The sequence below is a fragment of the Amycolatopsis sp. DG1A-15b genome, assembly GCF_030285645.1.
In the GTDB taxonomy this organism is placed as follows: Bacteria; Actinomycetota; Actinomycetes; order Mycobacteriales; family Pseudonocardiaceae; genus Amycolatopsis.
In genome coordinates this window covers 9919462-9939875 of sequence record NZ_CP127296.1, presented here as the reverse complement: position 1 = coordinate 9939875, position 20414 = coordinate 9919462, and the positions used below count along the sequence as shown (strand labels likewise).

Sequence of the window (20414 nt, the reverse complement as noted above, 5' to 3'; positions counted from 1 at the left end):
CCTAATGCCCCAAAACACCTACTTAGGTAGGCAAAAGACTCCGTTATGTAGTTGTGATTGCACTCAAAGGCCCCCTGCCGGGTGACAGGGGGCCTTCGAAAGGGTTACGTCAGTTGAAGTCGACGGCGCGGATCGTGTGCGCCCCGACCGAAGCCCCGATCGGCTCCAGCAGGTGTGCGTCGATGTGGCGGTCGACGCGCAGCAGCATCACCGCGTCCGAGCCGTCCGTCGTCTGGCTGATCTGCGCGGCCTCGATGTTGATGCCCGCCTCGCCCAGCAGCGTGCCGACCCGGCCCATCACGCCCGGCCGGTCCGGATACTCGACCAGCAGCACGGTGCCCTCGGCGCGCAGGTCGAACCCGCGGCCGTTGACCTCGACCAGCTTCTCGACCTCGTCCAAGCCGGTGACCGAACCGGACACGCTCAGCACCGCGCCGTCGGCGTGCACCGCGCGGACGGTGACCAGGCTGCGGAACTTGGGGCTCTCCGGCTCGGTCTCCAGCTCGACCTGCACGCCCAGCTTCTCCGCCAGCTGCGGCGCGTTGACGAACGTGACCTGGTCCTCGACCACGCCGGTGAACACCCCGCGCAGCGCCGCCAGCTGCAGCACGCCGGTGTCTTCACTGGTCAGCTCGCCCTTGACCTGCACGGTCACCGACGTCGGCGACGTCGGGTTGAGCGCCGTCAGCAGCTGGCCGAGCTTCTGGACCAGCGACAGGTACGGGCGGACGTGCTCGCCGACGGCCCCGCCGCCGGAGACGTTCACCGCGTCCGGCACGAAGTCGCCGCGCAGGGCCAGCAGCACCGACTTCGCGACGTCGGTGCCCGCGCGGTCCTGCGCCTCGGCCGTGGAGGCGCCCAGGTGCGGCGTCACGACGACGTTCTCCAGCTCGAACAGCGGGCTGGACGTGGTCGGTTCGGTGACGAAGACGTCGACACCGGCGCCGCCGACGTGGCCCGAGCGCAGCGCGTCGGCCAGGTCCTCTTCGACGATGAGGCCGCCGCGGGCGGCGTTGACGATGATGACGCCCGGCTTGGTCTTCTTCAGCGCCTCGGCGTCGATGAGGCCCTTGGTCTCCGGGGTCTTCGGCAGGTGGATGGAGATGGCGTCGGCGCGGGTCAGCAGCTCGTCGAGGGTGACGAGCTCGATGCCGAGCTGCGCGGCGCGGGCGGCCGAGACGTAGGGGTCGTAAGCGATGAGGTGCGTGTCGAAAGCGGCCAGGCGCTGGGCGAACAGCTGCCCGATCTTGCCGAGGCCGACGACGCCGACGGTCTTGCCCTGCAGCTCGACGCCGGAGAACGAGCTGCGCTTCCACTCGCCGCCGCGGAGGCTCTGGTCGGCGGCCGGGATGCGGCGCGCGACCGAAAGCAGCAGGGCGACGGCGTGCTCGGCGGCGGAGACGATGTTCGACGTCGGCGCGTTGACGACCAGGACACCGCGCTCGGTCGCGGCGGGCACCTCGACGTTGTCGAGGCCGACGCCGGCGCGGGCGACGACCTTGAGCTGCGAGGTGGCCGCGAAGACCTCGGCGTTCACCTGGGTGGCGGAGCGGACCAGGAGCGCGTCGGCGCTCTTCACCGCCTCGAGCAGCGCGGACCGGTCCGTGCCGTCGACGTGCCGGACCTCCACCTCGTCACCGAAGACACTCAGCACGGAGGGGGCGAGCTTTTCCGCGATGAGGACGACGGGCTTGCTGGGCTTGCTCACGATACGGCTCCCACTATCTGGTCATTTCCAGGACGCTCGGTGTCGACAAACGGTCTAAGCACGTCGTTGTGCCCCGGTCGAGCCGGAGTTTAACGCGCGGGCCGGACCTGTGGCGTCGTCTGGTGTTAACTCGCCCGCAATCCCTCGAAAACAAGAGCCAGCAGCCGCTGCATGCCCCCTTCGCCGGGCAGGTGCCCGCCCGCCCAGGATGCCGCGTGCAGCAACAGAAGCAGCTCTTGCGCCGTGACGTCCTCGCGCAGCTCGCCCGCGAGCTTCGCCCGTTCCACCAGCTGGGAACCGACCTCGCGCATGGCGTGGCAGGATTCGTACAACCGGGACGATTCGTCGTTCAGCGCGTCCGCGGTGAGCTCGACCAGGCCGCGGAAGGTGCCGGTGGCGTCCCCGAGCCCGGCGAGCCAGGACTGCAGGGCGTTCAGCGGCTCGGGATGGGTGAGCAGTTCGCGGGCCCGCTCGGCCTGGGCGTCGAAGCGGGCGCGCAGGAGCGTCTCGAGCAGCGCGTCCCGGGTCGGGAAGTGCCGGTAGAGCGTGCCGATGCCGACGCCGGCGCGGCGCGCGATGTCCTCCAGGGACGCCTCGACGCCGTGTTCGGCGAAGGCGCGTTGGGCCTCTTCGAGGAGGCGCTCGTAGTTGCGGCGGGCGTCCGCGCGCATCGGTTTCACGTCGGTCATCGCACTCCCGACCTTACCGGCTAGCCAATCGGAGGCTGCCTCCGTATATTAACCGGAGGCAGCCTCAGCTTACTGGAGGGATCGAGGATGACCCTGATCGAAGACACGCGGGCCCGGCTCGGCGCGATCGGCGCCTGGTTGCCGAGCGCCCCGCTGGCCCCGCCGCCGGACGTCGAACGCACGGCGACGCGGCGGCTCGCCGAAGCCGGCTACCGCTCGGTGTGGAGCGGCGAAGGCCCCGGCACGCGGGAGGTGTTCGCCCACTTCGGCGACCTGCTCGCCTCGGTGCCGGACGTCGTGCTCGGCGCCGGCATCGCGAACGTCTGGCTGCGCCGCGGCGTGACCGCCGAGAAGGGCGGCGCAACCCTCGCCCACGCCCACCCCGGCCGGTTCGTGCTCGGCGTCGGCATCGGGCACGATTTCCAGGCCACGAAGCTCGGCGAGGAGTACCGGCCGATCGACCGGATGCGCGCCTACCTGGCGGACATGGACGCCGCCGCGGCGGAAAATCCCGCACCGGTCGCGTTCCCGCGCGTGCTGGCCGCGGTCGGGCCGAAAATGCTGGAGCTGGCGCGCGAAGGTGCCGACGGTGCGCACCCGTTCGCCCAGCCGGTCTCGCACACGCCCTACGCCCGCGAAATCCTCGGGCCGGACAAGCTGCTGATCCCGCAGCAGACCGTGCTGCTCGGGAGCCGCGAGGACGCCCGGGCGAGCGTCCGGCGCAGCGTGGCGATGTCCCGGGAGCACGACGTGAAAGCGTATCTCGCGGGCTGGAAACGCCTCGGCTACACCGAGGCCGACATCGACGGCCCGAGCGACCGGTTCGTCGACGACCTCGTGCTGTGGGGCGACGCCGGAACCATCGCGAAACGGCTCGGCGAGCTCCTGGACGCGGGCGCGGACCACGTGCTGCTGACGCCGTCCGCGCCCTCCTTCGAATCCACTGTGGAAACCCTGCTCGAACTGGCTGCGGAGGTGACCCGATGAGCGTCGGGATCTGGCGGTTCTTCGACGGCGCCCCGATCGGCGCGGTCCGCGAAACGGCCGCCGAGGTGGAGGAGCTCGGCTTCGACGCCATCTGGTTCGGCGAGTACGCCGGCCGGGACGCGTTCACCCAGGCGGCGCTGCTCCTGGCGGCGACGTCCCGGCTCACCGTGGCCACCGGGATCGCACGGTTCGACCGCCGCGCGCCGATCACGGCGGAGGCGGCGACCCGGGCGCTCGGCGAGGCCTACCCGGGCCGGTTCACCGTCGGTCTCGGCGGCCACTTCCCCGGCACACGGCCGATTTCGGCGATGCGCGAGTACCTGGCCGGGATGGACGACGCCGAGCTGCCCGCCCTGCCACCGCCGTCACCACGGCCCCGGCGGCTGATCGCCGCGCTCGGCCCCCGGGCTCTCGCCCTGGCCGCCGAGCGGGCGGACGGCGCGCACCCGTACTTCGTCCCGCCGGAGCACACGGCGCTCGCGCGGGAGCGGCTCGGCCCGGGCAAGTACCTGGCGGTCGAGCAGGCGGTGATCCTCGACGCCCCGCCGGAAGCCGCCCGCGAAGCGGCCCGGGAGCACGTCGGCCTGTACGTCCGGCAGGCACCGCACCACCAGGCGAACCTGCGCCGCCTCGGCTTCACCGACACCGACCTGGCCGACGGCGGCAGCGATCGCCTGGTCGACGCCATCGTCGCCACCGGCGAACAGGCGGCCGCGGCCCGGATCCAGGCCCACCTCGACGCGGGCGCCGACCACGTCTGCGTCCAGATCCTGGCCCGCACTGAGAAGTCCTACGGCCTCCTGGCCGACCTCCGCCCGTGACGAAACCCGGATCTCGCGTGACCCGACCCGTAACTCGCGTGATCAGGCCCGTAACTCGCGTGATCAGAGCCGTAACTCGCGAGTTCCGCCTTCAATCACGCGAGTTCCGGCTTCAATCACGCGAGATCCGGGTTCCATCACGCGAGTTCTGTCGGGGATCACGCGGGGTCCGGGTCCGGGTTCGGGGGTAGGGTGGCGGGGCGCGGTGCGGGCCGCGCCCCGTCCGCGGAAAGGGCCGAGCCCACCCCCACTTCACCGCACCACCAGCTCCGCACCTCTTTCCTGCCCGGTGCCGGCGGACCACGGGCGACGAGGGAAGGAGGCACCATGGGCACGCTGCCCGCGAAACCCAGCCTGGACCAGTTGCGCAAGCGCGCGAAGGACCTTGCGCGCGCCGAAAGCGTCAAACTCGCCGAAGCGCAGTTCCGGATCGCGAAGGACCACGGGTTCCCGAGCTGGCCGAAGCTGCAGGCCTACGTCCGGCGCGTCACCGAGCACGGGGAAACCCTGCAGCACCCGTACCACCAGGACGTCGGCTACTACGCCGAGCGCGCGCTCGGCCTCCTCGCCTCGGCCGAGGACGACACGCCCGGCGCGAAGGAGCCGTTCGACCGCTGGAACCAGCCACTCACCCGCGACGGCGCCCGCGCGGTCGTCGCCCGCGAGCACGGTTTCGGTTCCTGGAAGGCACTCCGCGCCCACGTCGAGACTCTTGTGGACAGTGGCGAGCCGTTCGCCCGCGCGTACCGGGCGATCGAGGCCCGGGATCCCGAGCGGCTCGAAACGCTGCTCGGCGAGTTTCCCGGCCTCGTCGACGCCCGCGGCACCAACGGGAACGACCTGCTCGGCATGGCCGGCGCCACGCACGACGAGCGGCTCAGCCGGATCCTCCTCGACCACGGCGCCGATCCGGCCCGCGGCAACGTCCACGGCTGGACACCCCTGCACCAAGCCGCCTACAGCAACCTGCCGCTCCTGCTCGACCTGCTCCTGCGCCGCGGCGCGCCCGTCGACGTCGCGGCCCGCGGCGACGGCGGCACGCCCCTGGTCGTCGCCTTGTTCTGGGGCCATCGCGAAGCCGCGGAGACCTTGGCCGCACACAGCCGCGCGCCGGGCAACCTGCGCGTCGCGGCCGGGCTCGGCGACATCGACGCCATCGGCGAACTCCTGACCTCGGGCCGCGGGGGCGCCCATCGCGGTTTCTACCGGCCCCACAGCGGTTTCCCGCGCTGGCAGCCGACGGACGACCCCGCCGAGGTGAGGAACGAAGCCCTCGCCTGGGCGGCGCGCAACGACCGGGTCGACGCCCTCAGGACCTTGGTCGCCCGCGGAGCCGACGTGAACGCCGACGTCTACCGCGGCACCGCGCTGGCCTGGGCGTCGGCGCAGGGCAGGCTCGACGCCGTCCGGACGCTGCTCGACCTCGGCGCCGACGTGAACTTCCGCGGCACGTTCGGCGGCCCGAACCACGGCGAGGGCGTCACGGCCCTGCACCTGGCCGCGCAGTCCGGGCACCTCGACGTCATCCGCACTCTCGTCGAAAACGGCGCCGACCTCGGCGCGCGGGACGCGACCTTCGGCAGCACGCCCGAGAAGTGGGCGGAGGTGTGCGGGCAACCGGCCGCGCGGGAGCTGCTCCAGTAGACAACCGGAGTCTGTAGTCCGTATCGTCGCAGACGGACTACAGACTCCGTTTTCCCTCTGGGAGGATCCATGACCACACCCCGCGACGTCTTCACCGCGTTGTCCGACGGAATCAGCGAAGGACGCTTCGGCGAGCTTTCCGCGCTCTACGCCGAAGACACCGTCGTCGAACACCCGCAAGCGGTCCCGCGGCCGACGCGCCTCCACGGCCGGGACGCGGTCCACGAGCGGTTCACCGGTGTCCTCGCCGGAGCCCTGCGGCTCAAGCGCAAGAACGTCGTCGTCCACGAGACGACCGACCCCGAGGTGATCGTCGCCGAATACGACTACGACGCCGAGTCGGCCGAAACCGGCCGGACGATCGCAGCAGCCAACATCCAGGTGCTCCGGATCCGCGACGGCCTCATCGTCCATTCCCGCGACTACCACGACTACCTGCGGCTCGCGGTCATCCGCGACGGCGTCGACGACCTGGTCAAGGCCTACGAGCAGGCACCGCCGCGTGAGCTGTCACCGGCCGCCTCGCCGACCTCGGGCACGGTGTTCGAACAGCTCGTCCACGGCGTCGCGGGCAAACGCTGGGCTGAACTGCCGGACCTGTACGCCGAGCAAACCCACGTGACGCACCCGTTCCTGCCGGGCGCGCCGGTGCTGCGGACGCGTGACGAGCTGCGAAAGCACTTCGCGGCGGCCAAGGACGTCGGCGTCGACTTCGAGGTCGCGGACCTGGTGACCTACCAGGGCGCCGACCCGGAGGTGCTGATCGGGGAGTTCGCTTACCAAGGCGACCTCGGTGGCGGACGGGTGCGGATCGCGAACATCTTCGCCATGCGCGTCCGCGACGGCCTGATCGTCGAATCGCGCGACTACGGCGACCACCTCGGCGTCGCGGGCGACACCGGCCGGATTCCCGAACTGGCGGCGAAGGTCTAAGCCTCCGCGGCGAGGTCCTCGGGCAGGTCGAACTCGCCGTCGCGGACGCCCTTCACGAACGCGTCCCACTCCCCCGGCGTGAAGACGAGGATCACCCCGTCCGGCTTCGCCGACTGCCGCATCGCCGTGTAGGTGACGCCGTCGGTGTGCTCGATGAACGCGTACTCGACGCAGTCGTCGAGGGTGACGCCTTCGGGCTCGGCCCGGATCCACTCGGCCTTGGTGAAGTCGAGGTGGTGCCGGATGTGCGCCTTGTCGTCGACCGGCTGATCACTCATGTCTCCAGCGTAGCGAAACGACCACCGAACGCACTGAAGGGGACGCCCGGCGCGGGCGTCCCCTTCAGCGTCTTGGAACTGTGTGGCCGAACTGTGTTGCCGAAAGAAGGTCAGGCGGTTTCGGTGATCGGCCGGTCCACCCACGACATCAGGTCGCGCAGCTTCTTGCCGGTCGCCTCGATCGGGTGCTGGTTGCCCTGCTCCTCGAGCTTGGTGAAGTTCGGCCGGCCGGCCTCGTCCTCGGCGACCCATTCGCGGGCGAACGTGCCGTCCTGGATCTCGCCGAGGATCTTCTTCATCTCTTCCTTGACCGCCGGCGAGATGACGCGCGGGCCGCGGGTCAGGTCGCCGTACTCGGCGGTGTCGGAGATCGAGTAGCGCTGGCGCGCGATGCCGCCCTCGTACATGAGGTCGACGATCAGCTTCAGCTCGTGCAGCACCTCGAAGTAGGCGATCTCCGGGGCGTAGCCCGCCTCGGTGAGCACCTCGAAGCCGGTCTGCACCAGCGCGGACGCGCCACCGCAGAGCACGGCCTGCTCGCCGAAGAGGTCGGTCTCGGTCTCCTCGGTGAAGGTCGTCTTGATGACGCCGGCACGGGCGCCACCGATGGCGGCCGCGTAGGAGAGGGCGAGCGCCTGGGCATTGCCGGAGGCGTCCTGCTCCACGGCGATGAGCGCCGGGACGCCCTTGCCGTCGACGAACTGGCGGCGGACCAGGTGGCCCGGGCCCTTCGGGGCGACCATGGCGACGTCGACGTTCGCCGGCGGCTTGATCAGGTCGTAGCGGATGTTGAAGCCGTGCCCGAAGAAGAGGGCGTCGCCGTCCTTGAGGTTCGGCGCGATGTCCTGCTCGTAGATGTGGCGCTGCTTGGTGTCCGGCGCCAGGATCATGATCAGGTCGGCCTCGGCCGACGCCTCGGCCGGGGTGAGCACGCGCAGGCCCTGCTCCTCGGCCTTCGCCCGCGACTTGGACCCCTCGGGCAGGCCGATGCGGACGTCGACGCCGGAATCGCGCAGGCTCAGCGAGTGGGCGTGGCCCTGGCTGCCGTAGCCGATGACAGCGACCTTGCGCCCCTGGATGATCGAGAGGTCGGCGTCGTCGTCGTAGAAGATTTCCACTGCCATGGGGGTTACTGCTTCCTTTCCTGACTTACAAAATCTGGAACAGCGGCGCGAAGCGCCTCCGTTGAGGGTGGTGGTGGGGGCATGGATGGACTAGCGCGGTGAGGTTGCGGTGATCGAGCGGGCGCCGCGTCCCACCGCGACCATGCCGGACTGCACCAGCTCGCGGATGCCATACGGCTCCAGCATCCGCAGCAGGGCGCCGATCTTGTCCGACGTCCCGGTCGCCTCGACGGTGAGCGCCTCCGGGGACACGTCCACCACCTTCGCACGGAAGAGCTGGACGGTTTCGAGGACCTGGCTGCGCACGGTGTTGTCGGCGCGAACCTTCACGAGCAGCAGTTCGCGCTGCACGGCGGTCGACTGCTCCAGCTCGACGATCTTGATCACGTTGACCAGCTTGTTGAGCTGCTTCGTCACCTGTTCGAGCGGTAGCTCTTCCACGGCGACCACGATCGTCATGCGGGACACCTCGGGGTTTTCCGTGGGCCCGACGGCGAGGGACTCGATGTTGAAGCCGCGCCGGGAGAACAGGCCCGAGACGCGCGCGAGCACACCCGGCTTGTTCTCGACCAGGACACTCAGCGTGTGGACGCTCATCTCAGCGCTCACCTTCCCCAGCGGCTTCCGCGGCGGCTTCGGTCGTCTCGACCGAAACCTCGTCGTCGTCGAACAACGGCCGGATGCCCCGGACCGCCATGATCTCGTCGTTGCCGGTGCCGGCCGCGACCATCGGCCACACCTGGGCATCCTTCCCCACGACGAAGTCGATCACGACGGGGCGGTCGTTGATCTCCATCGCGCGGCGGATGGTGGCGTCGACGTCTTCCTTCGTCTCGCAGCGCAGGCCGGCGCAGCCGAGCGCCTCGGCCAGCAGGACGAAGTCCGGGATGCGGTGCTTGTGCGTCCCGAGGTCGGTGTTGGAGTACCGCTCCGAGTAGAAGAGGTTCTGCCACTGCCGGACCATGCCCAGGTTGCCGTTGTTGATCACGGCGACCTTGATCGGCGCGCCCTCGATGGCGCAGGTGGCCAGCTCCTGGTTGGTCATCTGGAAGCAGCCGTCGCCGTCGATCGCCCAGACCTGCTTGTCCGGGACGCCGAACTGCGCGCCCATCGCGGCGGGCACCGCGTAGCCCATGGTGCCGAGGCCGCCGGAGTTGATCCAGGTGCGCGGGTTCTCGTACTTGACGAACTGCGCGGCCCACATCTGGTGCTGGCCGACGCCCGCGGCGTAGACGGCGTCCGGGCCGACGATCTGCCCGATCCGCTCGATGACGTACTGCGGCGACAGCGAACCGTCGTCCGGCCACTCGTAGCCGGCCGGGTAGTTCTTGCGCCAGTCGTCGGCCTGGGTCCACCAGTCGGCCAGGTCGGGCTGGCCGCTGTGGTCGAACTCCGCCTTCACGGCGGTGATGAGCTCGCCGATGATCTCCTTGCAGTCGCCCACGATCGGGACGTCGGCCTTGCGGTTCTTGGAGATCTCGGCCGGGTCGATGTCGGCGTGCACGACCGCGGCGTCCGGCGCGAACGAGGACAGCTGGCCGGTGACCCGGTCGTCGAACCGGGCGCCGAGCGCGATCAGCAGGTCGGCGCGCTGCATGGCGGCGACCGCGGCGACCGTGCCGTGCATGCCCGGCATGCCGAGGTGCTGCGGGTGCGAGTCGGGGAACGCCCCGCGCGCCATCAGCGTGGTGACGACGGGGATGTTCGTCAGCTCGGCGAGCTGCTTCAGCTGCTCGTGCGCCTCGGCCTTGATGACACCACCGCCGACGTAGAGCACCGGGCGCCGCGCCTTGGCGATCAGCTTCGCGGCTTCGCGGACCTGCTTGCCGTGCGGGCGCAGCGTGGGGCGGTAGCCCGGCAGCCGCAGCTCGGTCGGCCAGGAGAACGAGGTCATCTCCTGCAGCACGTCCTTGGGGATGTCCACCAGGACCGGGCCGGGGCGGCCGGTCGAGGCCAGGTGGAACGCCTCGGCGATGGTCCGCGGGATGTCCGCGGGGTCCGTGACGAGGAAGTTGTGCTTGGTGATCGGCATGGTGATGCCGCAGATGTCGGCTTCCTGGAACGCGTCGGTGCCGATCAGCGCGCGGGACTGCTGGCCGGTGATGGCCACGACCGGGACCGAGTCCATGTTCGCGTCGGCGAGCGGGGTGACCAGGTTGGTCGCGCCCGGGCCCGAGGTGGCCATGCAGACGCCGACCTTGCCGGTGGCCTGGGCGTACCCGGTGGCCGCGTGGCCGGCGCCCTGTTCGTGGCGGACCAGGACGTGGCGGACCTTCGTCGAGTCGAGGAGCGGGTCGTAGGCGGGCAGGATGGTGCCGCCCGGGATCCCGAAGACCACCTCGGCGCCGACGGCCTCGAGCGAGCGCACGAGGGACTGGGCGCCGGTGACGCGCACCGGCGTTCCCGCCGGTGGCGCCGGCTTCGGACGTGCTCCGGGCGTTCCGGGCGTCGGCCCGGGCTTCGCGTCGCTGCGCGACGTCGCACTGGTCATCGGATCTGCCTCGTGGGTCTCGGTGTCACTCGTTCGGGTCGGTTTTGTGCGGTGGGGCCGGGAATCTCTTCCCTTGGGCAACAAAAAACCCTCGCCGACCGTAAGGTCGCACGAGGGTTCGCGCGTCGACGCAGCGGAAAGTCTTCCCTAAGCGTCGACGCGCTTGGGAAGTACGAGGCCGGTCAGCGGTGTCACGGCGATGACGCTAGACCGAACGCCATGCGGGTGTCAACTCTGCGGGATGGTGTGTCCGCATGCTGGACGCCTTCGCGGCGCACGTCACGTCGTCCCGACCCGGGTTCGGGCCGGGCGCACGCGCGGTGCACCATTTCCGCGTGGCCGAAAAACAGCAGGACGAAGGCCGGAAGGCCGTCTTCCGCGTCCCCCGCACGTCCTTCATGGCGATCGCCCTCCTGACGATCTGCGTGACACCGATCGCGCTCGGGGAGATCCCGTACCTGCAGTGGCTCTACATCTTCCCGATCGCGCTGGCGGTGTTCGTGGTCCGCCACCGCACGATCGCGACGCGCTCGGGGCTGGCGGTCCGCACGATGTTCGGCCACCGCGACATCCCGTGGTCGGCGCTGAAGGGGCTCGCGATCACCAAGAAGTCGCGGGTGCAGGCGGTGCTGAAGGACGACACGAAGGTGCCGCTGCCGACCGTGCGGACCCGGCACCTGCCGGTGCTGTCGCTGGTGAGCGACGGGCTGGTCGCCGACCCGAGCGGGGTGCTCGCGGCCGAGGACATCAAGCCCGGGACGTCGGAGACCCCGGCCGGCGAGTAACCCGGCCCCCACCCTCGACGGACCGGCTTCGCCCGGCGGCGTAAATTGGTCCTACCAGTTTCGCCGGCCACCCTTTGACCTGGGAGTTTCCCGTGCCGCCTCTTCGTTCCCGGACCACCACCCACGGCCGCAACGCGGCGGGCGCGCGCTCGCTCTGGCGTGCCACCGGCATGACCGACAGCGACTTCGGCAAGCCGATCGTGGCGATCGCCAACTCCTACACCCAGTTCGTGCCCGGCCACGTGCACCTGAAGGACCTCGGCGAGATCGTCGCGGGCGCGGTCAAGGAAGCGGGCGGCGTCGCGCGCGAGTTCCACACGATCGCCGTCGACGACGGCATCGCCATGGGCCACTCCGGGATGCTCTACTCGCTGCCCTCGCGCGAGATCATCGCCGACTCGGTGGAGTACATGGTCAACGCGCACCAGGCCGACGCGCTGGTGTGCATCTCCAACTGCGACAAGATCACCCCGGGCATGCTCAACGCCGCGATGCGCCTGAACATCCCGGTCGTCTTCGTCTCCGGCGGCCCGATGGAGGCCGGCAAGGCCGTCGTCGTGGGCGGCGTCGCGCAGGCCCCGACCGACCTGATCACCGCGATCGCGGCGTCGGCGAGCACCGAGGTCGACGACGAAGGACTCGACGTCGTCGAGCGCTCGGCCTGCCCGACGTGTGGGTCGTGCTCCGGCATGTTCACCGCGAACTCGATGAACTGCCTCACCGAGGCGCTGGGGCTTTCGCTGCCGGGCAACGGCTCGACGCTGGCGACGCACGCCGCGCGCCGCGCGCTGTTCGAGGAGGCCGGCCGTACGGTCGTCGAGCTGTGCCGCCGCTGGTACGAGGAGGACGACGCGTCGGTCCTGCCGCGCTCGATCGCGTCGAAGGCGGCGTTCGAGAACGCCATGGCACTGGACATGGCCATGGGCGGTTCGACGAACACGGTGCTGCACATCCTCGCGGCCGCCCAGGAGGGCGAGGTCGACTTCACGATCGCCGACATCGACGCGATCGGCCGCCGCGTGCCGTGCCTGTCGAAGGTGGCGCCGAACTCCGACTACCACATGGAAGACGTCCACCGGGCGGGCGGAATCCCGGCGATCCTCGGCGAGCTGTACCGCGGCGGCCTGCTCAACACCGACGTGTGGTCGGTCCACTCACGTGACCTCGAGTCGTGGCTCGGTTCCTGGGACATCCGGGCGACTTCGCCGTCTTCCACGGCGGTCGAGCTCTTCCACGCGGCCCCGGGCGGGGTCCGCACGACGCAGGCGTTCTCGACTTCGAACCGCTGGTCGTCGCTGGACACGGACGCGGCGGGCGGCTGCATCCGCGACGTCGAGCACGCGTACACGAAGGACGGCGGCCTGGCGATCCTGCGCGGCAACCTCGCGGAGAACGGCGCGGTGATCAAGGCGGCGGGCATCGACGAGGACCTGTGGCACTTCGAGGGCCCGGCGCGGGTGCTGGAGAGCCAGGAGGAAGCGGTGTCGGCGATCTTGAAGAAGGAGATCCAGCCGGGCGAGGTCCTGGTGATCCGCTACGAGGGCCCGGCGGGCGGCCCGGGCATGCAGGAGATGCTGCACCCGACGGCGTTCCTCAAGGGCTCGGGCCTGGGCAAGAAGTGCGCCCTGATCACGGACGGCCGGTTTTCCGGCGGCTCATCGGGCATTTCGGTGGGCCACATCTCCCCGGAGGCGGCGGCGGGCGGCCTGATCGGCCTGGTGGAGAACGGCGACCGCATCCTGCTGGACATCCACGAGCGCCGCCTCGAGCTGCTGGTGGACGAGTCGGTGCTGGCGGAGAGGCGAGCGAAGATGGAGGCGTCCGAGAGGCCGTGGCAGCCGAAGGACCGCCAGCGCCCGGTGACGGCGGCTTTGCGCGCGTACGCCCGAATGGCGACGTCGGCGGACACGGGCGCGGTCCGCGACGTGAACAAGTAGTCCTGGCTCGAGAAGGCCGTCCTGGTTCGCCGGGGCGGCCTTCCGGCGTTCAAGGCCTGGCTGCGACGGCCATGCCTGAGCCGCTTTTCCGGCCTCCCAGGTCCCTCAGCCGCGAGGGGGACCCCCGATTTCAACGTTACCGGAGCGCACCGACAATTCCGGACCCGCGAACCCCAGTTGTCCACAGCCCGCTCCGAGCCCCCGAGTTGTCCCCACCCCGAGCCGCCCGACCTCGGCCCGCGGAAATCGCTACCGCGTCAGAACAATGACCACGACAGCCGCGGCGGCTGCCAGCAGCAGCGAAACCAACCCCAACGGCAACGGCCGCTTCCGCCAAGGCGTGTTCCGCTCCAGCGAAATCGGCCCGGAGCCGGTGAACAGCAGGCTCAGCGCCGAAGCCGCCAGCAGCAGCTCGAACTCGAACCCCTGCCCCGAACCCTCGAAGAACCCGCCGTGGAACTTCGCGTACACCGCATTGGCCGCCACCCCGAGCAAGCCGGCCGCGGCCAGCGGTGTGAACAGCCCGACGATCACCAGCACGCCACCACCGACTTCGGTGATGCCCGTGATCCACGACAGCAGCGTCGTCTGCTTGTGGTAGCCGTACGTCTCCAGCACCCGCGCGAACCCGCCGATGCCCGGCCCGCCGAACAGGCCGAACAGGTGCTGCAGGCCGTGCGCCCCCATGGTCACGCCGAGCGCCAGCCGCAGGATCAGCAGGCCGAGCCCGAGCCCGCCCTGGCGCGGGGTGTCGTCCGGCCGATCGTCCTCGACGCCCGACAGGAGGCTGGTGGGCTGCTGCGAAACGTCGTCTCCACTGCTCACCCGCGCAGGTTAGGGGATCGCCGCGGGCCTGGCGAGCTCAGTATTCGCCGTGCACCAGGTTGTCCGGCAGCTCGCCGCCGGCGTACCGGGCGATCTCGGCCGCGGCGACGGCGTACGACCGGCCACGAACCCCGCGCACGGCCCCGCCGACGTGCGGCGTCAGCAGCAGTCCCGGCGCCGTCCACAGCGGGTGCCCGGCGGGCGGCGGCTCGGGATCGGTGACGTCGAGGGCGGCCCGCAGCCGGCCCGTGGTCAGTTCGGCGACCAGGGCGTCGGTGGCCACGACGGCGCCGCGCGAGACGTTGACCAGCACCGCGCCGTCGCGCATCCGGGCCAGGAACTCCGCGTCGACCATCCCGCGTGTGCGGGAGGTCAGCGGCACCATCAGCACCACGACGTCGTGCAGCTCGAGCAGCCCGGGCAGCTCGCGCACACCGTGCACGCCCTCCCGCGCGGTCATCCCGACCATCGTGCAGCGCGCGTCGAACGGCTCGAGCCGGCGTCGCAGGTGACGTCCGAGGTCGCCGGCGCCGACGACGAGCACGCGCTTGCCCTGCAGCGTGTCCGCCGTCTGCCGCTCCCACCGGCCTTCGCGCTGCGCCGCGGCGAAGACGTCCAGCTTCCGGTAGATCGACAGCAGCGCCGCGACGACCCACTCGGCCGTGCTCCCGCCGTGCGCGCCGCGGCAGGTGGAGAGCAGGACGCCGTCGGGCACCTTGCCGACCCAGTCCTCGGCGCCGGCGGACAGCAGCTGGATCAGCTTCAGGTTCGGCAGCGTGCGCCACAGCTGCTCCCCCGGCGGGTGCTTGCCGGGGATGAGCACCTCGGCCTTCCCGGCCTCGGGCGGCACCGGTTCGCCCCACTGGTAGCGCACGGGCAGGACCCGCGGGACCTCGGCGAGCACGGTCATGCCCTCGTCGTCGGGCACCAGCACGGTCAGCGTCATGATCTCCAACGTAACCGAGGAGTACTCACCCATGGTTCACGCACCGGCCCTTAGGCTGGGGGATCATGCGCACCCGCTACCGTTCGGCCCTGCTGGCGATCTTGGCCTGCGGCGTCCTGCTGCCCGCCGGGTGCGCGCGGTTCGACGACACCGCGGCGGGCCAGACGTTCAGCCCGGCACCGGTGCCGAGCCCCGAGTCGCCGCCCGAGGTCCAGGGTCCCGGCGCGGACTCCGGGAGCGACCCCAAGCAGGCGCGGCCCGGCCAGTCGGCCGCGCCGGTGCCGCCGCCGCAGGGCTGCAAGGACTTCGACCCGTCGGTGATCGCGACCTGCCTGGACACCGTCGCCGCGGTCGCCGGCCTGCCGGGTGACGGCTCCACGCCCAGCGCGCTGGCCGGCGAGCGCAAAAGCGGCCGCGTCGTGCTGGCGACGAGCGGCAAGGACGCGACGGACTTCGCGAAGCTCGACGTCCAGGCGGCCGGCGACGGCGGCCTGACCGGGCTCGCGCTGTCACCGTCGTACGTCGAGGACCAGCTGGTGTTCGCCTACGTCACGACCGCGACCGACAACCGCGTCGTGCGGTTCGCCAAGGGCCAGTCGCCGAAGCCGGTGCTCACCGGCATCCCGAAGGGCGCGTCCGGCAACCGCGGCACGATCGGCACCGACAACCGGGGCGCACTCCTGGTCGCGACCGGCGACGCGGGCAACCCGGCCGCCGCGGCCGACCCGAACTCCCTCGCCGGGAAGCTGCTGCGCATCGACACCTCCGGCAAGGCCGCGGCGGGCAACCCGAACGGCTCGCTCGTGGTGGCGGCCGGCCTGCACGCGCCGGGCGGGGTGTGCGCGTCGGCCGACGGCGGCCGCGTCTGGGTCACCGACCGCCTCGCCGACAAGGACGCCCTCTACCGGATCCAGGCGGGCCAGCCGCTGGCGACGCCGGCGTGGACGTGGCCGGACAAACCGGGTGTCGCGGGCTGCGCCGACTTCGTCGACGCCAACGGCTCGCTCTCGGTCGGCACCGCACTGGCCGGCAACCTGCAGAACCTGCCGGTCAGTCCGGACGGCGCGATCAGCGGCAAGCCGACGGTCAGCCTCGACGGGAAGACCGGCAAGCCACCGCTGACGTACGGGCGGCTCGCCGGCATGAGCATGATCAACCCGCAGCTGGCGGTGGCGGGCACGGTCAACAAGGACGGCGGCACCCCGGTCTCCAGCGACGACCGCGTCGTGCTGATCACCCCGGCCACGTCCGGCGGCGGCAACGGCAAGGACTGACCTGCGGGTTTTCGCCGGTCGCCGATTATCGACCACGCCGCGCGCGTTCAGGACGGCCGCGCGCAGCGACCGGTCCGCGCACTGCCACGGCCGGACCGCCCTCGCCCGCCGACCGGTCAGCTCAGCGGCTTCAGCTCCACCCGCCGCCCTTCGGCCGACGACGTCAGCCCGGCCTCCGCCACCTGCAGGCCGCGGGCGGCCGAGAAGAAGTCGTACCGGTGTTGCCGTCCGGCGACCACGTCCCGCACGAACTCCTCCCACTGCGCCTTGAAGCCGTTGTCGAACTCGGCGTTGTCCGGCACCTCCTGCCACTGGTCGCGGAAGGGCTCGGTCGCCGGCAGGTCCGGGTTCCAGACGGGCTTCGGCGTCGCCGAGCGGTGCTGGACGCGGCAGCGCCGCAGCCCGGCGACCGCGCTGCCCTCGGTGCCGTCGACCTGGAACTCGACGAGCTCGTCGCGGAAGACCCGCGTCGACCACGACGAGTTGATCTGCGCGATGACCCCCGACTCCAGCTCGAAGATGCCGTACGCGGCGTCGTCCGCGGTCGCCGCGTACGCCTCTCCCTGCTCGTCCCAGCGGCGCGGGATGTGCGTCACCGCCTTCGCCGTCACCGCCGAGACGCGGCCGAACAGGTTCTCGAGCACGTAGTTCCAGTGGCAGAACATGTCGAGCACGATCCCGCCGCCGTCCTCGGCGCGGTAGTTCCAGCTCGGGCGCTGCGCCTCCTGCCAGTCGCCCTCGAACACCCAGTAGCCGAACTCGCCGCGCACCGACAGGATCCGCCCGAAGAACCCGCCGTCGATCAGCCGCCGCAGCTTGAGCAGCCCGGGCAGGAACAGCTTGTCGTGCACGACGCCGTGGCAGATCCCGGCGTCCCGCGCGAGCCCGGCCAGCTCCAGCGCCGCCGGCAGTGTCTCGGCGAGGGGCTTTTCGGCGTAGATGTGCTTGCCCGCGGCGATGGCCTCCCGCACCGACGGCTCACGCGCCGACGTCAACTGCGCGTCGAAGTAGATCTCGACGTCCTGCAGCGCGGAGCCGGGATCGGTGGTCCACGCCGTCAGGCCGTGACGGTCGGCGAGGTCCTTGAGCTTCGCGGCGTTGCGCCCGGCGAGGATCGGCTCGAGCTGCACGCGGCTGCCGTCCGGGAGGGTGACGCCACCCTGTTCGCGGATCGCCAGGACCGACCGGAGCAGGTGCTGCCGGTAGCCCATCCGGCCCGTCACCCCGTTGAGCAGCACTCCGATGCTGGACTGGTTCATCTTTCCAAGCCTTCCTGGTCGAGCGGGATGTCGTATTCGGTCCGGCGGCCGCACATGCCGTAGCCGTCCGGGTTCGACGGCGTCGCGACCCGCAGGCCGGACCGGTCGAGGTGGCTCCCGTCGCCGTCGGCGAGCGCCTTGAGGTGCGCGCCGGTCAGTTCGGCGGCCCGCAACGCCCCGGCCTGCCAGCGCGGTACCCACTCTGCGACCTTCGGCGCGACGAGCGCGACGGCCGCCCGGTGGAACGCCCGCAGCGGTTCCGGATCGCCGTCCCGCAGGGCTTCCCGCAGCGGCAGGTACCCGCGAACGGCCAGGTCACGGCGTTGCCGCGCGGCGTCGTCGGTTTTCGGCAACGCCGCGGCCTCGGCGTAAGCGGCCGCGTCGGCGAGCACATCCGGCGGAAAGGTGAACACGGCGTCCCCGGCCTCCGGCAGCCCGCTGTTCTGCATCAGGACCGTGACGCGCAGGCCGTCGTCCTGCACCATCCGGTGCACGGTGCCGGGCGCGAACCACGCGATGACCCCGGCCGACAGGGGCGTCTCCGCGTAGCCGCCGACGCTCAGGGTCTGGACGGCACCCCGGCCCCCGGTGACGACGTAGGCCTCGGTGCAGGCGAGGTGGAGGTGCGGGCTGCCGCCGCAGACGCCGTCCTCGGCGGCCCAGTCGTAGGCGCGCAGGTGCGAGACGCCGATGCCACCCGGTAGCGGAAAATCGTTCATGACCACCCGTGCCCGTCGAGGTAGCGGGTCACCCGGTCGCGGTCCCAGGCCCCGTCGGCGACGACGATCCGGTACCGGTAGGCGAAGCTTTCGCCCGGCGGCAGTTCGAATTCGTCAAAAAACGCCCACGAGAAGGCGACCATCGGCGCCTCCTGGGCACGGACGAACCAGTGCGACTCGTGGATCGCCTTGTCGTTCTCGGGTGCATGGGCGAAAACCAGCGTCGAATGCGCGTCGACGCCGTCGTGCTCGCCGACGAACGCGAGCCACGGCGCCTGCGCGCCCATCAGGTCCTCGCCCTCGAGGTCGCCGGGGCCGAGGACCCGGCCACCGCCGAAGTCCCGGGGCCCCCGCCAGTGCAGGCCGGTGTACCCGGCCAGCTCACGGCCGGCGGTGGTCGGGCTGCCGAACACGAGCGGGGTGTCGCGGATGTTGGTCAGCTCGATCCCCCAGTCGAGCGCCCAGGCCCCTTCGTCCGGCTCGACCGAGTGAACGACGATGTCCCGCCGCTCCCGCGCCCACTCGTCCCCGCCGTTGGCGACCCAGGTGAGGTTTTCGGCGAAGCTCAGCCGATCGGATTCGACGGTGAAGCCCGCGAATTCGTCGTGCCGCATGGACCCGATGCGGTCGGGCAGCTCCTGGTACCAGTCGCCGGGGACGTAGGTGTGGCCGCCCCAGAAGTTCTGCCCGGACAGGTGGCTCGACGTCATCTGCAGGCCCTTGTGCCACCGGTGGTCGGCGGGCCGGTACCCGCTGACGTGCCGCCCGCCGAGGGTCCGGAGCGGGTGGGCGTAGGGCTTGCGCGACTCGAAGGCCACCGGATCGGGCTTGTACACGTAGGACATCAGCTGGACGCCGCCCGCTTCGACGGACACGTGCTCGCCGTGCCGGTGGGTCACCGTGATCGTCGCACTCATCCGCGGGCTCCTCCCTCGACGCCGGCCATGGAGCGGTAGAAGGCATCGCCAGGCCCGATTTCGCCGCGGCGCACCCCGACCCCGGTGGAGGCGGACTTGTACAGCGCGGCGATGAACTCCAAAACCTGCCGCCCGTCGTCCCCGCTGCACGGCGGCCGCCGCCCGGCCCGGTAGGCGGCGAGGATGGGGGAAAACGCGGCGGCGTGCGAACTGTCGACGTCGTCGGCCGGGGTGTGCCAGCGTTCGACGGCGTCCTCGGCGACATGCGGCGCCGGGGTGTAGCGCCAGTCCTTGACGCCGTGCCCGTAAAGGTGGGTGAGTTCGGTGGTGGCAAGCTCGCAGTCGATCCGGATCCGGCTCACCTCGTCCGGCGAGAGGACGCTGTTGACGACGGTCGCGAGCGCCCCCGACTCGAACCGGACCAGCGCGGTCGAGACGTCCTCGGTCTCGACGTCGTGCACCAGCCGAGCGGTCATCGCGCGCACCTCGGCCCAGTCGCCGAGCAGGTGGAGCAGCAGATCCATCTGGTGGATGCCGTGACCCATGGCCGGCCCGCCACCCTCGGTCTCCCAGCGCCCACGCCACGGGACCGCGTAGTAGGCGGCATCGCGGTACCAGGTGGTCTGGCAGTGCGCGACGAGCGGGCGCCCCAGCTCCCCGCCGGCGAGCAGGTCCCGGAAGTGAGCGGCGGCCGAGCCGGACCGCTGCTGGTAGACGAAGGCGGCGTACGGACCGCCGTCCCGCTCGGAAACGGTCATCTCGTCGTACTCGGCGAGCGACCGGCACGGCGGCTTCTCGCACCAGACCCAGGCACCGCTTTCGAGCGCCTTCTTCGTCTGCTCGACGTGCAGGCTCGGCGGCGTGCAGATCGAGACGAGATCCGGTTCCTGCTCGGCGAGCAGGACGTCCAGGTCACCGTACGGCTTGGCATGCTCGGTCCCGGCGCAGAACGCGGCAACCCGCGCCTCATCGACGTCGGCGGCGGCCACGATGTCGACGTCTTCGTGGTGGGCCTCGAAGGCGGTCCGGTGACTCTCCGCGATGGCCCCGGTTCCGATGACGGCCACCCGTAAGCGC

General features: G+C 71.1%; 19 protein-coding genes. 7 read left to right on the top strand and 12 right to left on the bottom strand.

The genetic code is table 11. The features are described from left to right. Positions 1–109: 109 nt before the first annotated feature. Both serA and QRY02_RS46230 read right to left on the bottom strand, forming a co-directional pair. Positions 110–1708, bottom strand: coding sequence for a phosphoglycerate dehydrogenase (gene serA / locus QRY02_RS46235; RefSeq protein WP_285989009.1), 1599 nt, complete (start codon positions 1706–1708; stop codon positions 110–112). A 125-nt stretch (positions 1709–1833) separates the two neighbouring features. Continuing rightward, entirely contained in the window at positions 1834–2397 is a 564-nt protein-coding gene (locus QRY02_RS46230) for a TetR/AcrR family transcriptional regulator (protein ID WP_285989008.1), read from the bottom strand. Between the two features lie 87 nt (positions 2398–2484). Here QRY02_RS46230 and QRY02_RS46225 point away from each other — a divergent pair, with 87 nt between their 5' ends. From QRY02_RS46225 to QRY02_RS46210, 4 genes are all read left to right on the top strand, one after another. Continuing rightward, the gene (locus tag QRY02_RS46225; RefSeq protein WP_285989007.1) at positions 2485–3384 is read left to right on the top strand and encodes a TIGR03620 family F420-dependent LLM class oxidoreductase; all 900 of its coding nucleotides are present in this window, start codon (positions 2485–2487) and stop codon (positions 3382–3384) included. Beyond that, positions 3381–4205: a TIGR03620 family F420-dependent LLM class oxidoreductase gene (locus QRY02_RS46220; RefSeq protein WP_285989006.1), complete on the top strand. Its 825-nt coding sequence runs from the start codon at positions 3381–3383 to the stop codon at positions 4203–4205. The genes QRY02_RS46225 and QRY02_RS46220 overlap by 4 nt, the downstream gene beginning before the upstream one ends. 327 nt (positions 4206–4532) lie before the next feature. Beyond that, positions 4533–5849: an ankyrin repeat domain-containing protein gene (locus tag QRY02_RS46215; RefSeq protein ID WP_285989005.1), complete on the top strand. Its 1317-nt coding sequence runs from the start codon at positions 4533–4535 to the stop codon at positions 5847–5849. Positions 5850–5918: 69 nt separating this feature from the next. Continuing rightward, on the top strand, positions 5919–6782 hold the full coding sequence (locus QRY02_RS46210) for a nuclear transport factor 2 family protein (protein ID WP_285989004.1): 864 nt from the start codon (positions 5919–5921) through the stop codon (positions 6780–6782). Here the strand turns inward: QRY02_RS46210 and QRY02_RS46205 are convergent. The 4 genes from QRY02_RS46205 to QRY02_RS46190 form a co-directional block, all read right to left on the bottom strand. Beyond that, the gene (locus tag QRY02_RS46205) at positions 6779–7060 is read right to left on the bottom strand and encodes a DUF397 domain-containing protein (protein WP_013223584.1); all 282 of its coding nucleotides are present in this window, start codon (positions 7058–7060) and stop codon (positions 6779–6781) included. The genes QRY02_RS46210 and QRY02_RS46205 overlap by 4 nt on opposite strands. A gap of 110 nt (positions 7061–7170) precedes the next feature. Then, a complete protein-coding gene (ilvC, locus tag QRY02_RS46200) occupies positions 7171–8184 on the bottom strand; it encodes a ketol-acid reductoisomerase (RefSeq protein WP_026469083.1) in 1014 nt (337 codons plus the stop codon). A gap of 90 nt (positions 8185–8274) precedes the next feature. Then, entirely contained in the window at positions 8275–8781 is a 507-nt protein-coding gene (gene ilvN / locus QRY02_RS46195; RefSeq protein ID WP_003080760.1) for an acetolactate synthase small subunit, read from the bottom strand. Position 8782: 1 nt separating this feature from the next. After that, positions 8783–10675, bottom strand: coding sequence for an acetolactate synthase large subunit (locus QRY02_RS46190; protein WP_285989003.1), 1893 nt, complete (start codon positions 10673–10675; stop codon positions 8783–8785). A gap of 254 nt (positions 10676–10929) precedes the next feature. Between QRY02_RS46190 and QRY02_RS46185 the strand changes: the two genes are divergently transcribed. Both QRY02_RS46185 and ilvD read left to right on the top strand, forming a co-directional pair. Beyond that, the gene (locus QRY02_RS46185) at positions 10930–11460 is read left to right on the top strand and encodes a PH domain-containing protein (RefSeq protein WP_285989002.1); all 531 of its coding nucleotides are present in this window, start codon (positions 10930–10932) and stop codon (positions 11458–11460) included. Between the two features lie 92 nt (positions 11461–11552). Further along, a complete protein-coding gene (ilvD, locus tag QRY02_RS46180; RefSeq protein ID WP_285989001.1) occupies positions 11553–13397 on the top strand; it encodes a dihydroxy-acid dehydratase in 1845 nt (614 codons plus the stop codon). Between the two features lie 249 nt (positions 13398–13646). On the opposite strand, the gene QRY02_RS46175 is transcribed toward ilvD, so the two are convergent. Together QRY02_RS46175 and QRY02_RS46170 are read right to left on the bottom strand one after the other, a co-directional pair. After that, positions 13647–14222, bottom strand: coding sequence for a DoxX family membrane protein (locus tag QRY02_RS46175; protein ID WP_285989000.1), 576 nt, complete (start codon positions 14220–14222; stop codon positions 13647–13649). Between the two features lie 37 nt (positions 14223–14259). Then, entirely contained in the window at positions 14260–15168 is a 909-nt protein-coding gene (locus tag QRY02_RS46170) for a 2-hydroxyacid dehydrogenase (RefSeq protein ID WP_285988999.1), read from the bottom strand. Between the two features lie 65 nt (positions 15169–15233). Between QRY02_RS46170 and QRY02_RS46165 the strand changes: the two genes are divergently transcribed. Then, the gene (locus QRY02_RS46165; protein WP_285988998.1) at positions 15234–16442 is read left to right on the top strand and encodes a PQQ-dependent sugar dehydrogenase; all 1209 of its coding nucleotides are present in this window, start codon (positions 15234–15236) and stop codon (positions 16440–16442) included. 116 nt (positions 16443–16558) lie between these two features. On the opposite strand, the gene QRY02_RS46160 is transcribed toward QRY02_RS46165, so the two are convergent. The 4 genes from QRY02_RS46160 to QRY02_RS46145 are packed head-to-tail and all read right to left on the bottom strand — an operon-like array spanning position 16559 to position 20404. Then, positions 16559–17701, bottom strand: a complete 1143-nt coding sequence (locus QRY02_RS46160) for a Gfo/Idh/MocA family protein (RefSeq protein WP_285988997.1) — start codon at positions 17699–17701, stop codon at positions 16559–16561. Further along, the gene (locus QRY02_RS46155; protein WP_285988996.1) at positions 17698–18420 is read right to left on the bottom strand and encodes a cupin domain-containing protein; all 723 of its coding nucleotides are present in this window, start codon (positions 18418–18420) and stop codon (positions 17698–17700) included. Before QRY02_RS46155 ends, QRY02_RS46160 begins: the two co-directional genes overlap by 4 nt. Beyond that, positions 18417–19337 (bottom strand): DUF6807 domain-containing protein, encoded by a 921-nt coding sequence (locus QRY02_RS46150; protein ID WP_285988995.1) that lies wholly within the window; start codon positions 19335–19337, stop codon positions 18417–18419. Before QRY02_RS46150 ends, QRY02_RS46155 begins: the two co-directional genes overlap by 4 nt. Beyond that, the gene (locus QRY02_RS46145; RefSeq protein ID WP_285988994.1) at positions 19334–20404 is read right to left on the bottom strand and encodes a Gfo/Idh/MocA family protein; all 1071 of its coding nucleotides are present in this window, start codon (positions 20402–20404) and stop codon (positions 19334–19336) included. Before QRY02_RS46145 ends, QRY02_RS46150 begins: the two co-directional genes overlap by 4 nt. Between the last annotated feature and the right edge of the window lie 10 nt (positions 20405–20414).

Coding starts and splice junctions, on each gene's coding strand:
- QRY02_RS46230 (WP_285989008.1), bottom strand. CDS start 2,397: ATGACCGACGTGAAACCGATGCGCGCGGACGCCCGCCGCAACTACGAG.
- QRY02_RS46225 (WP_285989007.1), top strand. CDS start 2,485: ATGACCCTGATCGAAGACACGCGGGCCCGGCTCGGCGCGATCGGCGCC.
- QRY02_RS46220 (WP_285989006.1), top strand. CDS start 3,381: ATGAGCGTCGGGATCTGGCGGTTCTTCGACGGCGCCCCGATCGGCGCG.
- QRY02_RS46215 (WP_285989005.1), top strand. CDS start 4,533: ATGGGCACGCTGCCCGCGAAACCCAGCCTGGACCAGTTGCGCAAGCGC.
- QRY02_RS46210 (WP_285989004.1), top strand. CDS start 5,919: ATGACCACACCCCGCGACGTCTTCACCGCGTTGTCCGACGGAATCAGC.
- QRY02_RS46205 (WP_013223584.1), bottom strand. CDS start 7,060: ATGAGTGATCAGCCGGTCGACGACAAGGCGCACATCCGGCACCACCTC.
- ilvC (WP_026469083.1), bottom strand. CDS start 8,184: ATGGCAGTGGAAATCTTCTACGACGACGACGCCGACCTCTCGATCATC.
- ilvN (WP_003080760.1), bottom strand. CDS start 8,781: ATGAGCGTCCACACGCTGAGTGTCCTGGTCGAGAACAAGCCGGGTGTG.
- QRY02_RS46190 (WP_285989003.1), bottom strand. CDS start 10,675: ATGACCAGTGCGACGTCGCGCAGCGACGCGAAGCCCGGGCCGACGCCC.
- QRY02_RS46185 (WP_285989002.1), top strand. CDS start 10,930: ATGCTGGACGCCTTCGCGGCGCACGTCACGTCGTCCCGACCCGGGTTC.
- QRY02_RS46170 (WP_285988999.1), bottom strand. CDS start 15,168: ATGACGCTGACCGTGCTGGTGCCCGACGACGAGGGCATGACCGTGCTC.
- QRY02_RS46165 (WP_285988998.1), top strand. CDS start 15,234: ATGCGCACCCGCTACCGTTCGGCCCTGCTGGCGATCTTGGCCTGCGGC.
- QRY02_RS46160 (WP_285988997.1), bottom strand. CDS start 17,701: ATGAACCAGTCCAGCATCGGAGTGCTGCTCAACGGGGTGACGGGCCGG.
- QRY02_RS46155 (WP_285988996.1), bottom strand. CDS start 18,420: ATGAACGATTTTCCGCTACCGGGTGGCATCGGCGTCTCGCACCTGCGC.
- QRY02_RS46150 (WP_285988995.1), bottom strand. CDS start 19,337: ATGAGTGCGACGATCACGGTGACCCACCGGCACGGCGAGCACGTGTCC.